This window comes from Pseudomonas sp. Pseusp15 (assembly GCF_059492165.1).
Window position 1 is genome coordinate 356335 of the sequence record NZ_CP168523.1, and the last position, 13746, is coordinate 370080.

The 13746-nt window shown below is 61.1% G+C and carries 13 protein-coding genes; 7 read left to right on the forward strand and 6 right to left on the reverse strand.

All coding sequences use genetic code 11. The features are described from left to right. Positions 1-111: 111 nt before the first annotated feature. The gene (locus ACEN8R_RS01715) at positions 112-2562 is read right to left on the reverse strand and encodes a penicillin acylase family protein (protein WP_018926927.1); all 2451 of its coding nucleotides are present in this window, start codon (positions 2560-2562) and stop codon (positions 112-114) included. 201 nt (positions 2563-2763) lie between these two features. Here ACEN8R_RS01715 and ACEN8R_RS01720 point away from each other — a divergent pair, with 201 nt between their 5' ends. Then, on the forward strand, positions 2764-3321 hold the full coding sequence (locus ACEN8R_RS01720) for a cysteine hydrolase family protein (RefSeq protein WP_258671006.1): 558 nt from the start codon (positions 2764-2766) through the stop codon (positions 3319-3321). Between the two features lie 193 nt (positions 3322-3514). Here the strand turns inward: ACEN8R_RS01720 and ACEN8R_RS01725 are convergent, their stop codons facing one another. From ACEN8R_RS01725 to ACEN8R_RS01740, 4 genes are all read right to left on the reverse strand, one after another. After that, the gene (locus ACEN8R_RS01725) at positions 3515-3724 is read right to left on the reverse strand and encodes an SEC-C metal-binding domain-containing protein (RefSeq protein WP_007906737.1); all 210 of its coding nucleotides are present in this window, start codon (positions 3722-3724) and stop codon (positions 3515-3517) included. A gap of 5 nt (positions 3725-3729) precedes the next feature. Beyond that, positions 3730-4218 (reverse strand): LEA/WHy family protein, encoded by a 489-nt coding sequence (locus ACEN8R_RS01730; protein ID WP_495624550.1) that lies wholly within the window; start codon positions 4216-4218, stop codon positions 3730-3732. A gap of 88 nt (positions 4219-4306) precedes the next feature. After that, positions 4307-4783: a YchJ family protein gene (locus tag ACEN8R_RS01735; RefSeq protein ID WP_018926923.1), complete on the reverse strand. Its 477-nt coding sequence runs from the start codon at positions 4781-4783 to the stop codon at positions 4307-4309. A 4-nt stretch (positions 4784-4787) separates the two neighbouring features. Further along, positions 4788-5285, reverse strand: coding sequence for a DUF6231 family protein (locus tag ACEN8R_RS01740; RefSeq protein ID WP_018926922.1), 498 nt, complete (start codon positions 5283-5285; stop codon positions 4788-4790). 180 nt (positions 5286-5465) lie between these two features. Here ACEN8R_RS01740 and ACEN8R_RS01745 point away from each other — a divergent pair, with 180 nt between their 5' ends. The 4 genes from ACEN8R_RS01745 (at position 5466) to ACEN8R_RS01760 (ending at position 8157) form a co-directional block, all read left to right on the forward strand. Next, complete coding sequence (locus ACEN8R_RS01745; RefSeq protein ID WP_026286483.1) at positions 5466-6161, forward strand: PA1041 family peptidoglycan-binding anchor lipoprotein; 696 nt, start codon at positions 5466-5468, stop codon at positions 6159-6161. A 90-nt stretch (positions 6162-6251) separates the two neighbouring features. Beyond that, complete coding sequence (locus tag ACEN8R_RS01750) at positions 6252-6965, forward strand: PA1041 family peptidoglycan-binding anchor lipoprotein (protein ID WP_028939242.1); 714 nt, start codon at positions 6252-6254, stop codon at positions 6963-6965. Between the two features lie 162 nt (positions 6966-7127). After that, positions 7128-7406, forward strand: a complete 279-nt coding sequence (locus ACEN8R_RS01755) for a DUF1145 domain-containing protein (RefSeq protein WP_018926919.1) — start codon at positions 7128-7130, stop codon at positions 7404-7406. Continuing rightward, on the forward strand, positions 7399-8157 hold the full coding sequence (locus ACEN8R_RS01760) for a collagen-like triple helix repeat-containing protein (protein ID WP_495624551.1): 759 nt from the start codon (positions 7399-7401) through the stop codon (positions 8155-8157). The genes ACEN8R_RS01755 and ACEN8R_RS01760 overlap by 8 nt, the downstream gene beginning before the upstream one ends. Positions 8158-8320: 163 nt before the next feature. Here the strand turns inward: ACEN8R_RS01760 and ACEN8R_RS01765 are convergent, their stop codons facing one another. Continuing rightward, positions 8321-8785: a CopD family protein gene (locus tag ACEN8R_RS01765; protein ID WP_018926917.1), complete on the reverse strand. Its 465-nt coding sequence runs from the start codon at positions 8783-8785 to the stop codon at positions 8321-8323. A gap of 99 nt (positions 8786-8884) precedes the next feature. Between ACEN8R_RS01765 and dinG the strand changes: the two genes are divergently transcribed. After that, the gene (dinG, locus tag ACEN8R_RS01770) at positions 8885-11029 is read left to right on the forward strand and encodes an ATP-dependent DNA helicase DinG (RefSeq protein ID WP_007935913.1); all 2145 of its coding nucleotides are present in this window, start codon (positions 8885-8887) and stop codon (positions 11027-11029) included. Positions 11030-11125: 96 nt separating this feature from the next. Further along, complete coding sequence (locus tag ACEN8R_RS01775; protein WP_018926916.1) at positions 11126-13630, forward strand: beta-galactosidase; 2505 nt, start codon at positions 11126-11128, stop codon at positions 13628-13630. The last annotated feature ends 116 nt before the right edge of the window (positions 13631-13746 follow it).

Below are 13746 nucleotides of genomic sequence, written 5' to 3' on the forward strand. Positions count from 1 at the left end.
GTTCTATTTATTTTCACAGAGATTAATAACAAAAGATCGCAGCCTGCGGCAGCGCTTACAGATGGGTGCGAATCCCCTGTAGGCGCTGCCGCAGGCTGCGATCTTTTGATGTTACTTGCCAGGCGTCAGCGTCAACCGCGTCTTGCCATACACCTTGTCAAAGTTCTGCGGCTGCATCGGCAGGCTCATGTATTGACCCTTGAGCCATGGATCGACGCTGTCGAGATAGTGCGGGCTGGCCGGGTTGCCGGATTGGCCGGTAGCGTTCTGGCCCATCAGCGGTTCGGCCTGGCCGAAGTCGACAATAAAGCGCATGGCCGGGGCCTGCGTGGTGTTGAAGTCCTGACCCCAGGCGAACGAGGCGGTGTTGAGCGTAGTGTGATCGCCGCCGGCCGCCAGCGGACCGCGCACGGTCTGGCCGCTGGCGTTTTTCCACTCGTAGCGGTGCAGTTTGCCCCACTGCCAGGCTTTGTGATCGCCGCCCAACTGGCTGTCACCCGCGCTGATCGCAGCCGCCAGGCTACGGGCCAGGATCGCCGGTTTGTCTTCCTTCTGCGCGGTGCGCACGTCATCCCAGAACGGACTGTCCTCACGCCCAAGCAGGTGATCGGCCTGGGCCGCGTAGGATAATTTGCCGTTGGCGATAAAGGCTTTCCACGCCGGGCTGCTTTCCGGGCCCAGTTCGTCGAGGAAAATCTGTTTGGTACTTTCCTGCAGGAACAGCTCGTAAATCGCCGCGTCGGCGGAGGTCGGGCTGAGTTTGCCGTCGAAGGCCATCAAGCGGGTATACGCCTCGCGAGCCTTGCCGCGATCGGCCACCGGCAACGCTTCGATGGCCTGCTTGAGTGGCTGGGCCATGCCCGGCGCTTCAAACATCTTCTTCAGCTTGGCGGCGAAGGTGGTGGTCTGGTCGTATTGCATGGCGATCAGGCTGCGGGTGTCGTGTTTGCCCACGCCCGCCAGTTCGGCCATGCGTTCGCCACGCTCCGGCGCCGCCCAGGAATTGGACAGCTGCATGCCGTAGCCATGGGGAATGACCCGCTGGTTGGCGGTGCCGAGCCAGCCCTGCGCCGGGTCCTGGTCATACGGATGGAGCATCGGGTCGGCGTAACCGTCCCAGTCGTAGCGACCTTCCCAGCCCGGCGACGGCAGCAAGCCTTCGCCTTCGCGACGGTTCGGGTAGCGACCGGTGACTTGCCAGCCGATATTGCTGGCATCGGCAAACACCAGATTCAGGGCGATGGCGCGGATTTCACGGCTAGCGTCCGACGCTCTCTCGGTACTCTGCGCCCGGGACAGGTCGAAAAAGGCGTCCAGGGTTTTGTCATCGGTGAAGTCCGGCGCCTGCAGGGCCAGGCCGAAACCATTCGCCAGCGCCGTGCCCTGAGCGCTGTTGAGCAGTGGCCCATGGCGGGTTTCGTACACCGCTTCGCGAATCGGCCGCTGGCCTTTGACGAAATAGGTTTCGTTGCGCACGATCGCCGGCTGCCATTTGCCGCCCACTTCGTAGGAAAGGCCATTGCCCTGGCGTTTGATTTTTTCCAGGAACACGTCCTGGTTGTCGCCCATGACCGAGGTCATGCTCCACGCCACTTTGCCGTTGAAACCAGCGAGCACCATCGGTAACCCGGCAATGGTTACGCCGGAGGCCTGGTATTTCGGCGCGCGAATCTGCACGTAACTGAACAGCGACGGGACGCCCAGCGGTCCATGGCTGTCGCTGGCCAGCAGGCTCTTACCGCTGCGGCTGCGTTGCGGGGCGATCGCCCAGTTGTTCGAGGAGGTAGCGCCCAGCAGATTCAGATCCGACAGTTGACCAGTGGCTTTGCTGATTTCGCTCAGCCCCGGGATTTGCCCGGTGAGTTTGATGCCCTGAAGTTTTTCAGCTTCAGCCACCGGCAGTTTTTCGTCGGGAGCGGACGGGGTCAGCCACGCCAGTTTGTCGGTGCTGACAGTCTGGGCCAGCATCAGCGAGGAAATTTCTTCCGGCAGGTTCGCCGACTGGCTGAAGTTCAGCAGGCAGAACATCAGCGCCGAATCTTCCGGTTTCCAGTATTCAGGTTTGTAGCCAGTGGCCGCGAGGTCCGCCGGCAGCTTGTCGCGGTAGCGGAACAGGTAGGCGTTGACCCCGCGGGCATAGACTTCGAAGAAACGCTTGAGGCGTGGCGACGAGGCCTTATACAGCTCATCCGCGCTTTTCTTCAGGTTGACCGCACGCATGTAGCGGTCGGCATCGAGCAGGTCCGCGCCGGACATTTCCGCCAGACGGCCCTGGGCCAACAGGCGCAGAGTGACCATTTGGCTGATGCGGTCGCTGGCGTGCACGTAGCCGAGGGTGAACAGCGCATCGTGGAAGCTGTTGCTCTCGATCAGCGGCATGCCCATGGCATTGCGGCGAACCGAAACGTTTTGCGCCAGGCCCTTCAGCGCTTGCACGCCGGAGGTGGGCGGGAGGGTGTCCTGGGCGTTCCATGTCTGACAACCGGTCAGGCTCAAAACACCGGCCACTGCTGCGGCAACGCCGAACCGGGGAAGAAAATGTGTAAGGGCTGGCGAGGCCATGGCAAAGCTCCTGCGGGGGTAGTGACGCGACAAAGGCGCTACGTTAGTGAGCAGGAGGTGGACGCGCAAGCGGCGGCTGGGTTATTTCTTTTCGGTGATCGTCGGCATCAGGTCGTCCTGTTTGCGTTTGATGGCTTGCCGGTAGCAAGAGGCGATGCTGAAGTGCGGCAAATTCAATGGCCTCGCATGGGAAAAGTCGGCATGGAACTTAAGACAAACGCGGCGCTGATCATCATCGATCAACAAAAAGGCATCCTGCATCCCAAGTTGGGCCGTCGAAACAACCCTCAGGCCGAAGAGCGCATCCTGGAGTTATTGGGGCATTGGCGTCGCACCGGGCGGCCGGTGATTCATGTGCAGCACCTTTCCCGCTCTGTGGATTCGGTGTTCTGGCCGCAGCAATCGGGGGTGGAGTTTCAGGAGCGCTTCCAGCCATCGATCGGTGAGTGGCTGATACAGAAACAAGTGCCGGATGCGTTTTGCTCGACCGGGCTGGAAGCGAGTTTGCGCGAGGCGGGGATCGATCAGTTGATCATCGTTGGCGTGGCGACGCACAACTCGGTGGAATCCACGGCGCGAACGGCTGGGAATCTGGGGTTTGAGGCGTGGGTTGTGGAGGATGCGTGCTTTACCTTCGACAAGGCGGACTTTTTCGGCAATGCCCATTCAGCTGAAGAAGTGCATGCGATGTCGCTGGGGAATCTGCATGGGGAATATGCGACGGTCGTTAGCGCCGCGAGCATTCTCATGATCGACTGAAACCTTGAACTGACCCCAAAATTAGGATTGGTGTCCAACTTTTGGGGTGCAGATCAACTTGTAGGAGCGAGGCTTGCCCGCGAAGAACGATGACGCGGTTTTTCTGATTGATCGTGGCGCCCTTTTCGCGGGCAAGCCTCGCTCCTACAGGGATTTGCGATTCAACAGGCGAAGAAGTTATTCGCCCGAATCCTCAAGCCCCGTGGCACTTCTTGAATTTCTTGCCGTTGCCGCAGGGGCAAGGGTCGTTGCGACCGACGTCTTTCAGGGCGTTGCGCACCGGTTCCTGGTGGGCGTGGCCGCAGTTTGGGCCGTGGACATGGCCATGGTCGTGATCATGGTGGTCGTGATGGTCATGATCGTGGTTGCAGTCAGGGCCATGGACGTGGGGTTGCTGGGTCATCGGGGTCACTCCGGAATTAAATCGGCGGCGATTATCACGCCATTGCGCGCCAGGTGCACGTAGTGCGCGATGAATAAACCGGTTTCAAGTGTGCCTTCCAGACGATAGGGAATCGGTTGCTCGGGTTTTTTCAGCAGTTTCACCACATCCCGAACCCTGGGCCACAGGTTGGTTCGGATCGGCACCTTGAAGTAGGCACTGTGCCTGGGGCCGACGGTGAACCAATGTTCGTGCTCGCCTTCGGTCAGCAGGACGTCCCCCAGATGAATGCGATATTCCAGGGCGCGCACCGTCAGGTCTTCGTCATTGGGGTTGTCGACGCGAAAATGCAGCAGGAATTTCTGCTCCAGCAACTTGGCCCGGACCACCTCGACCTTGACCAGATGCACTTGCGGGTCTGGCAAGTCGTTGCTGAACCATGAGGCGCAGCCGCCGACTCCTGAAAACAGAAGCAGCAAAGTGAACAAATAGAGCGCGAATCGTCCGGTGATCATGGTCGTGTTTCTCCCTTTGTAGCAGCTGCCTCGCTGTAGCAGCTGCTACGGCCGAACGCAGCTTTCGGCAGCTGCTACAGGGGGCACCTCAAGCGCCGAAATAACTCGCGCAGCACTTCTTGAACTTCTGCCCGCTGGCGCACGGGCACGCATCGTTGCGCCCGGCCTTGAGCGGCACCGTAGGGTCGATGAAGTACCAGCGGCCGGCGTTCTGCACGAATGACGAACGTTCGCGGTGGCTGTGTTCGCCGCTGCCGTCGTGCCAGCGAGCGGTGAAGGTGACGAAGGCGTGCTCCGGCTGGCCGCCGAAGACCTCGGCGCCTTCCACTTCCAGGCCCAGCCAGGTGCTCTGGGCGCTCCAGTCGCTGATCGACTGGCGATCCAGGCCGGCCTGTTGCGCGGGCAGGGTGGTGGCCACCAGATAGTCGACCAGCCCCAGCACATAGGCGCTGTAGCGCGAACGCATCAGGACTTCGGCGCTGGGGGCCGGATGGCCGGCATGGTAATGACCGCAGCAGGCATCGAGCAGCGTGCCGCTGCCGCAAGGGCAAATGGATGTACTCATTGCGTTACCACCAGTATTTCCCGAAGTTTTCCGGATTGGCCCAGAAGCGTGAGTTGAGCCAGTCGGGTACCTGTTTGTAGTCAAGCAGATCGTAGGTAAACAACGTCAACACTTGATCGTCGCGCTGGAAGCGTTCGCTGGCTTGCAGGGCCAGGGAGAAAAAATCCGTCTCCTGCCAACCGCTGGCGGGCAAGTCGGCCAACACCGCAATGCGACTGGCATTGAGGTTGCGTATCCCGCCGAGCAGATTCAGGCCGTCGCGCTTGGGTAAGTGTTCGAGGCAATCGACCACCAGCGCCAGATCAAACCGCTGCGCCGCCAGTTCGGCCGGCAATGCTCCGGGTGCGGCAAAAGCCACGATGCTATCCGGGTGCGCGAGTTTGAATGCCTCGAGCGCGGGGAACTCACTGGCGCCAATCAGCAACAGACGCGTCGGGGCGTAACGATCAAGCAATGCGGCCAACGCCTGCTGGGGCGTGCGCGAAGAAATACTTGCAGTCATCGAAGATCCTCAATCAGAACGCCAAGATTAACGTGTCTTGTCGAGCGTGTTTAAGCAAAAAAGCGCCGATCTTCCGTGAACATAAGGCAAAACAGCAATGGCCTATTGCTGGCGGAGATTAAAAGTCCGGTCTTTACTCCTTGAAATCGGTTATTAGCCGATCCCTCAGGAGAAAACTAGATGAGCATAGTTCGGACAGCATTACCTTTGGTTCTGCTAACCAGTGTGTTAACTGGTTGCGCAGGTTTGCAGAAAACCGACTGGCCGACCTGTGCGGCGGTCGGTGGTGTCGTCGGTGCAGGGCTCGGTGCGACAGAGAGCTCTTCATGGGCGGGGTATGGCGCGCTGCTGGTCGGCGGCACGGCAGCGGCTTATTGCTGGGTGCATGGCGATGGCGACGAAGACGGCGATGGTGTGCCGGACAGCCGCGACAAGTGCCCTCACACACCGAGAGGCGTGCGAGTCGATGCCGACGGCTGTCCTCCACCCGCGCCTGCGCCGGTGGTCGAAGAGAAGGCGGTGGTCAAGGAAGAAGTCATCGTTATCCGTGATGTTCACTTCCAGTTCGACTCGTCCAAGCTCACTCCTTCCGATAAAGAGGTACTCAACACCGTTGCTACGCGCCTGAAACAGGAGCCCGCCAGCGCCCGGTTGACCGTGACCGGTCATACCGACAGCGTCGGCAGCGATAAATACAACCAGAAACTGTCGGACAAACGCGCCCATTCGGTGGTGGAGTACCTGATTTCCCAAGGCGTGCCACGCAGCAGTTTCGTGTCTGTGACCGGTGCCGGTGAAAGCCAGCCGGTGGCCGATAACAAAACCGCTGAAGGCCGTGCGCTGAACCGGCGTACGGAAATCAAAATCGACCGCTAACCCCCTTGTATTCCGCGGCTTGTGCAGTCGCGGATGCGGGTCTTTACTCCTGTGTGACCGGTATGGGCCGGTGACACAGGAGCATTCACAATGAGCGTTCTCACAAGGACCGTCTTGCCGGTTCTACTGCTTGGTAGTCTTCTGACTGGCTGCGCGACTCACAGCGATGGCACCGCCCCCTTGAATCAACGAACCTGGCCGATCTGCAGTGTCATTGGCGGACTGGTTGGCGGCGGTCTGGGCGCGATCGAAAGTGGCGGTTGGGCGGCAGGTGGAGCGGCGCTCGGTATCTTGACCGGTGGCTTGGTCTGTTACGCCCAGGATGGCGACGAGGACGGTGATGGTGTTTTCGATCGACGCGATCGTTGCCCCGATACGCCTGCCAATACACCTGTCGATCATCACGGTTGCCCGCTACCGCAATATCCGGCCAGCGTAAAACCTGCTGAACCGCCGGTATCCGAAGTCATCACTCTGAGCAGTAATGTGTTGTTCGCGTACAACAAATCCGACCTGACGCCCGAGGCACGCAGCGAGCTGGATTCGTTGATGCCCAAATTGCAGAGTGCCGATGTGGTGAGCGTCAAGGTCGTCGGCCATACCGACAGTCAGGGTTCGGACGCCTATAACCAGAAGCTGTCGGAACGTCGTGCCAGTAGCGTGGCGGCCTACCTGTTGAGCCGGGGGCTGGCGCCGAACAAACTCACCAGCGAAGGACGGGGTGAAACCCAGCCGGTGGCTGACAATGATACGGAAGAAGGGCGGGCAAAAAACCGTCGTGTGGAGTTGCACATCAATCGCTAGGCTCCGTGATCAAGAGGCCCGTGATAGAGCCGTCGGATGACCATCAAGGTTGATCCGGCGGCCATTCGATGCCTTTCGGAAGAATTTTCTGCTGCCCTCTGGCTTATCCCGCGTGTAAGCCGTTATGGTGCGTGCAAATAATAATTCTCGACGGGGGAGCGTATGAAGGTGTTTTGGGGGCTGGGGAAGTTGTTGACCCTGCTGTTCTGGTTGGTGGTGCTGGTCAATCTGCTCATACCGTTTGTTCGTCCACTGCACCTGTTGGTCGATCTGGCTGGCAGCCTGTTGGCGCTGGCTCATCTTCTGGAGCTGGTGTTCTGCAATCGCAGCCTCAAAGGTCGAGCCCACCCCTGGCGTGATCGCCTGAAGATTGTCTTTTTCGGCGTTTTCCACCTGCAAACCATTCCGGCCCCGGCCACTGCGAAGGCTTCCCATGCGTAAAATCTGTCTGCTCGCCGCACTCATCAGCCCATTGGCCTGCGCTCAGGTGGTGAGTGTTGAAACCAACTCGCTGATGCGCTTGCCCAACACCGCCAGCTCCCTGCAACTGGAACGACTGGAAGTCGCCGATTACGGCACCTTGCTGATTCCCTCGAACGTGACCGAAGTGACGGTCGGCGAGCTGCACCTGGGACGCGAAGCGCGGATCGCCATTGTGCCGAGCGAACAGGCTCTGGCGTTGAAGGTCAGCCGGGCCGAGTTGGCCGAAGGCAGCCAGATCACCGCGCGGGGCGCCCCCGGGACTTATCTCAAGGCTGCCCGCTCCGGGCGCAATCTGAATTTGCAGATCAAAGCGCTGAAGGCGCAGCAATTGTCGGTAGACGCTCGCGGTGGCGCGGGCGCCCCGGGTTTTGTCGGTCTTGACGGGGCCAACGGCCAAGCACCGGGTTGCACCTGGGGCCAGGCCGGTCGCGGCTTCGATGGCAGTGACGGCAGCGACGGCCAACCCGGTGCGCCGGGGGCGCTGGTTCGACTGGAAGTGCCGCGTGACTATCCGGCGGAGCAGATCAAGGTCGAGGTGGCGGGCGGAGTCGGTGGCGCGGCCGGACCGGGTGGCAAACCGGGGGCGGGCGGCAAGGCCAAGGGCTGTATTGTCTATAAAGCCGATGGCGGCAAGAGCGGTCGCCCCGGTGCCGATGGCCAGCCTGGGCCTGCCGGGGCGGCAGGCTCGGTGAGCATTCAGCGGTTGTAAGAACGACCGAGAACCCCTGTGGCGAGGGAGCTTGCTCCCGCTGGGTCGCGAAGCGGCCCCAAAGCCGGCGACCCTGTTCTTTCAGAACGTGCGCAGTGATCGATTACGACTGCTACGCAGCCGAGCGTGAGCAAGCTCCCTCGCCACAGAGACTATGCATTGCTCAGAACATCGGCCGAGCCGCAGCAATCGCCACCAGCACCAACCCGACCATCAGGTTAATCCCCACCAACCGGCGAATCTTGCCCAGCGTCGCCGCGCCCGTCGGCCAATCCTCAGCCGCCACCGCCGTGCGCAGTTCCGGCAGCAGCAACGCCTGAATCCGGATAAACAACGCGGTCATCACCACATACAATCCCATCATCGCCTGCACATACCGCGGTGCCGCTTCAAACCCGGCGAACTGCAAATGAATCATGCCCACACCGCTGATCGGCAAAAGCACCACCGCGACCCAGACCCAGCGGAAAAAACCTTGAAACACTTCCACCCACAGCTTCAACCGGGCAGGGCCTTCCAGCGCCTTCATCGCCGCAGGGCGAAGGACCATCCAGGCGAAAAACATGCCGCCGACCCAGACCAGGGCGGCCAGGACATGCAGGGTATAAACGATGCCAAAAGGTGTCATTGGGGTACTCCGTTCTGCGCGGGATTAATTAGCGGGGTATGATAGCGGCCGATCCGAACCACTGAAAATTTATCCAGCGTTTTTTGCGCCCGACAATCAATGATCAGCACTGAACTCAAAACCACGATCCAGGGCGCCTACTCGCGTTTTCTCGAAGCCAAGAGCCTCAAACCGCGCTACGGCCAACGCCTGATGATCGCCGAAATCGCCAAAGTCCTCGGTGACATCGACACCGACGACGAAGGCCGGCGCAGTGGCGACCCCGCGATTGTCGCGGTGGAAGCCGGCACCGGTACCGGCAAAACCGTGGCCTACAGCCTGGCGGCGATCCCCGCCGCCAAGGCCGCTGGCAAGCGTCTGGTGATCGCCACGGCCACCGTGGCCCTGCAAGAACAGATCGTCTACAAGGATTTGCCCGACCTGATGCGCAATAGCGGGCTGAATTTCAGCTTCGCCCTGGCCAAGGGCCGGGGGCGCTACATGTGCCTGTCCAAGCTCGACATGTTGCTCCAGGAAGGTCACGCGCAAACCGCCACCGCCCAGCTGTTCGAAGAAGAAGGCTTCAAGATCGAGGTCGATGAGGCCAGTCAGAAGCTGTTCACCAGCATGATCGAGAAACTTGCCGGCAATAAGTGGGACGGCGACCGTGACAGTTGGTCCACCGCGCTCGAAGACGCCGACTGGGCGCGCCTGACCACCGATCACAGCCAGTGCACCAACCGCCATTGCCCCAACTTCGGCCAGTGCGCCTTCTACAAGGCCCGCGAAGGCATGGGCAAGGTCGACGTGATCGTCACCAACCACGACATGGTCCTGGCCGACCTGGCCCTGGGCGGCGGCGCGGTTCTGCCGGACCCGCGCGACACGATCTACGTGTTCGACGAAGGCCATCACCTGCCAGACAAGGCCATCGGCCACTTCGCTCATTACACGCGCCTGCGCTCCACTGCCGACTGGCTGGAGACCACCGCCAAGAACCTCACCAAATTGCTCGCCCAGCACCCGTTGCCGGGGGATCTGGGCAAGTTGATCGAGCAGGTGCCGGAACTGGCCCGGGAGATCAAGACCCAGCAGCAGTTCATGTTCAGTGCCTGTGAGCAAGTCGCCGACTTCAAGCCCGGCGAAGACGTCGAAGGTCGCGAGCGGCCGCGTCACCGTTTCGTCGGCGGGGTGATTCCCGAACACATGCGTGAGATGGGCATCGAGTTGAAAAAGGGCTTTGCCCGACTGACCGACCTGTTCACCCGGCTTACCGAACTGCTCAAGGAAGGCATGGACGGTGAGGTCAACATCGGCATCGCCAGCAACCAGGCCGAAGAGTGGTATCCGCTGTTCGGTAGCCTGCTGTCGCGTTCTTCGGGCAACTGGGAGTTGTGGACCGCCTTCACCGTCGAAGACCCGGAAGACAACCCGCCCATGGCCCGTTGGCTGACGCTGGCCGAAAGCGGTTCGTTGTTCGACATCGAGGTCAATGCCAGCCCGATCCTCGCGGCGGAAATGCTCCGGCGCAACCTGTGGAACGTGGCTTACGGGGCGCTGGTGACCTCGGCGACCCTGACCGCTCTCGGCACCTTCGACCGTTTCCGCATGCGCGCCGGCCTGCCGAAAACCGCCGTGACCGCCGTGGTCCCGAGCCCGTTCCATCATGCCGATGCCGGCGTTCTGCGGGTGCCGGACCTGAAAGCCGACCCGCGCGATGCGCCGGCTCATACGGCGGCGATCATTCGCGACTTGCCGGAACTGGTCGAGGGCTCCCGTGGCACTCTGGTGCTGTTCTCCTCGCGCAAACAGATGCAGGACGTATTCGACGGGCTGGATCGCGACTGGCGCAAGCAAGTGTTCATTCAAGGCAACCTGTCGAAGCAGGAAACCCTGAACAAGCACAAGGCGCGGGTCGATGGCGGGGATTCCAGCGTGCTGTTCGGCCTGGCGAGTTTTGCCGAAGGCGTGGATTTGCCCGGTGCCTACTGCGAGCACGTGGTGATCGCCAAGATCCCGTTCTCGGTGCCCGACGATCCGGTCGAAGCCGCGCTGGCTGAGTGGATCGAGGCTCGCGGCGGCAATCCTTTCATGGAAATCTCCGTGCCGGACGCCTCGCTGAAACTGGTCCAGGCCTGCGGTCGCCTGCTGCGAACCGAAGAAGACCGCGGCACCATCACCTTGCTTGACCGTCGTTTGGTCACGCAGCGCTACGGTAAAGCTATTCTCAATGCGTTACCGCCATTTCGTCGTGAAATTTCCTGATGCGCCAGTGGGCAAATTTGCCCACTGCGTTGTCTACCTCACTGCCACCGCTTTTCCATTGGCTCATTAATGGTCGTAAGGGAGAACCACGTTCCTATGATTCGCCGTTCGTTGCCCGCTGTTTTTGCCTTGATGTTTGCAGCCCCTTTGCTGGCGGCCCCTGAAGGCCAGCAGACGCTGTTCAACTTTGTGCGTCCCGCCGATGTGGTTCAAGTGGCGACCCAGGACGCCAGCCTGCCGCAATCCAACGCGGAGCAAACGGCCGAAGGCGAAGTGTTGCGTCGCGTGACCTTCAACCCGGCTGCCCAGCCGACCTTGCGCCTGACGCCGCAGACCGGTGCCTGGGACTGGTCGCAGTCGGGCGTCATGAGCCTGCGGATCCAGAGCGCGATGAACTGGGCCGTGACCTTGTACGTGAGAATCCAGAGTAACGACGGCAAGACTCTGGTCAGCCGTGTCGATCTGCCGGCCGGCCCGGCGCAGACCTTACTGGTACCGCTGCAGCCGAGTTCGCCGCTGAGCCAGGGCATGAAAGCTGGCCCGCCGATGCCGATCAATTTCGAAGGGCAGCGTGTATTGCTGGCCAGCAGTACCGGTGAGCTGGACCGCAGCCAGGTGGTGTCGGTGACCTTGTCGATGGATCAGCCGAAAGTCGCCCAAAGCATTCTGCTCGAGCGCTTCGGCGTGCAGGACGGCGAGGCCGTGACCAAAGCCGCTTATGGCGGTCTGGTGGACGCTTACGGTCAATCGACCCGGGCCAAATGGCCGGAGAAGATCAGCAGCGACGAACAACTGAAATCCGCCGCTGGCAAAGAGCAGCAACAACTGAAAACCTGGCTGGCGGAGCGCGAGAAGGCGCCTCTGGACAAGTTCGGCGGCTTGAACAAAGGTCCGGTGTTCAAGGCCAGCGGCTTTTTCCGCACCGAAAAGCGTGATGGCCGCTGGTACCTGGTGACTCCGGAGGGGCATCCGTTCTATTCCCTCGGCGTCAACACCGTGACCCCGAGCGTCAACCAGACCTACGTCGCCGGGCGCGAGTGGATGTTCGAGTCCCTGCCCAAACCCGAAGAACCCTTGGCCAGTCACTATGGCGAAGGCGATAACCGTGGCGGCAACGGTGTTGATCAGGGCCGAGCCTACAACGCCGGTCGTTGGTACGATTTCTATGGCGCCAACCTGCAGCGGCTGTACGGCGATCCTTGCGCACCGGGCAGTGGCACCAAGGCCGGTATTGCCGAAGCCGCCAAGGCCGATGCGGTTGAGGCTTCGGTCGATAAGGCCGCCGAACAATCAGCCGCTCCAGCACCTACCGAGTCCAGTACCGGTGTTGCCGAAGCGGCCAAGACCGGCGTGGTTGAAGCGACAGTCGAAAAGGCGGCCGCCGAACCCTGCAAAGTAACTGTCGACGAACAACGTTGGGCCAGTCATACCCTCGATCGCCTGCAAGCCTGGGGTTTCAACACCCTCGGCAACTGGAGCGCACCGGTGTTGGGCAACGCTGACCGTGTGCCGTACACCTTGCCGCTATCGATCGTCGGCGATTACGCCAGCATCAGCACTGGCACCGATTGGTGGGGCGGCATGCCTGACCCGTTCGATCCACGTTTCGCCATGGCCACCGAACGCGCCGTGGCCATCGCCGCCCGCGACCATCGCGACGATCCGTGGCTGATCGGTTACTTCGCCGACAACGAACTGGCCTGGGCCGGTCCCGGCGATGACCCGAAGGCTCGCTATGCGCTGGCCTACGGCACCTTGAAAATGACCACCGACGTGCCGGCCAAACGTGCCTTCCTCAAGCAGCTGCGCGACAAGTACCGCAACCAGGCGGGGTTGTCGAAAGCCTGGGGCATTGATCTGCCGGTTTGGGAATTGATGGAAGACCCAGGCTTCGTGCCGCCGGAGCCGAGCGCCGAACACCCGGAAATCGAAGCCGACTTCAAATACTTCCAGAAGGTCTTTGCCGACACCTACTTCAAGACTGTTTCAGACTCGCTCAAATGGCACGCGCCGAACCAGTTGTTGCTGGGTGGTCGCTTTGCCGTCAGTTCCCCGGAGGCAGTCGAGTCCTGTGCACAATACTGCGACGTGTTGAGCTTCAACATGTACACCCTGCAACCCCAGGACGGTTACGACTTCGCCAAACTGCGCAGTCTGGACAAACCGGTGCTGATCACCGAATTCAACTTCGGCTCGGCAGATCGCGGCCCGTTCTGGGGTGGCGTGACGCAATTGGCGAAGGAGGAAGACCGCGGCACGGCTTACGCTCACTTCCTCAAACAGGCGATGAGCGAACCGTCGATTGTCGGGGTGCACTGGTTCCAGTACCTCGACCAGCCGGTGACCGGTCGTCTGCTGGATGGCGAGAACGGGCACTTCGGTCTGGTGGGCATTACTGATTTGCCGTTCCAGGGCTTTGTCGACAGTGTGCGTAAAAGCAATGTGCAGATCATCGATCAGCTTGGCAAAGAGGCGGAGAAGGCCAGCGCTGAGGCGGATAAAGCCAGTCACGATGTCGAGGGTGGCAGGAAGGGCGAGGCAGGCAAAGGCCCGGGCAAGGGCGCTGGGCATGCGGGTGGGCATTCGGGCAATGGCCATTGATTCCTGATACACCTGTGGCGAGGGGGCTTGCCCCCGTTGGGCCGCGAAGCGGCCCCCATGCCTACAGATGCACCGCAAATACAGGTTTTTGCGACCGCTTCGCAGTCGAACGGGGG

What these genes read in the sequence shown, in the direction of transcription:
- ACEN8R_RS01715 (WP_018926927.1), bottom strand. Translation starts at nt 2,562, where the DNA reads ATGGCCTCGCCAGCCCTTACACATTTTCTTCCCCGGTTCGGCGTTGCC.
- ACEN8R_RS01720 (WP_258671006.1), top strand. Translation starts at nt 2,764, where the DNA reads ATGGAACTTAAGACAAACGCGGCGCTGATCATCATCGATCAACAAAAA.
- ACEN8R_RS01725 (WP_007906737.1), bottom strand. Translation starts at nt 3,724, where the DNA reads ATGACCCAGCAACCCCACGTCCATGGCCCTGACTGCAACCACGATCAT.
- ACEN8R_RS01730 (WP_495624550.1), bottom strand. Translation starts at nt 4,218, where the DNA reads ATGATCACCGGACGATTCGCGCTCTATTTGTTCACTTTGCTGCTTCTG.
- ACEN8R_RS01735 (WP_018926923.1), bottom strand. Translation starts at nt 4,783, where the DNA reads ATGAGTACATCCATTTGCCCTTGCGGCAGCGGCACGCTGCTCGATGCC.
- ACEN8R_RS01740 (WP_018926922.1), bottom strand. Translation starts at nt 5,285, where the DNA reads ATGACTGCAAGTATTTCTTCGCGCACGCCCCAGCAGGCGTTGGCCGCA.
- ACEN8R_RS01745 (WP_026286483.1), top strand. Translation starts at nt 5,466, where the DNA reads ATGAGCATAGTTCGGACAGCATTACCTTTGGTTCTGCTAACCAGTGTG.
- ACEN8R_RS01750 (WP_028939242.1), top strand. Translation starts at nt 6,252, where the DNA reads ATGAGCGTTCTCACAAGGACCGTCTTGCCGGTTCTACTGCTTGGTAGT.
- ACEN8R_RS01755 (WP_018926919.1), top strand. Translation starts at nt 7,128, where the DNA reads ATGAAGGTGTTTTGGGGGCTGGGGAAGTTGTTGACCCTGCTGTTCTGG.
- ACEN8R_RS01760 (WP_495624551.1), top strand. Translation starts at nt 7,399, where the DNA reads ATGCGTAAAATCTGTCTGCTCGCCGCACTCATCAGCCCATTGGCCTGC.
- ACEN8R_RS01765 (WP_018926917.1), bottom strand. Translation starts at nt 8,785, where the DNA reads ATGACACCTTTTGGCATCGTTTATACCCTGCATGTCCTGGCCGCCCTG.
- dinG (WP_007935913.1), top strand. Translation starts at nt 8,885, where the DNA reads ATGATCAGCACTGAACTCAAAACCACGATCCAGGGCGCCTACTCGCGT.
- ACEN8R_RS01775 (WP_018926916.1), top strand. Translation starts at nt 11,126, where the DNA reads ATGATTCGCCGTTCGTTGCCCGCTGTTTTTGCCTTGATGTTTGCAGCC.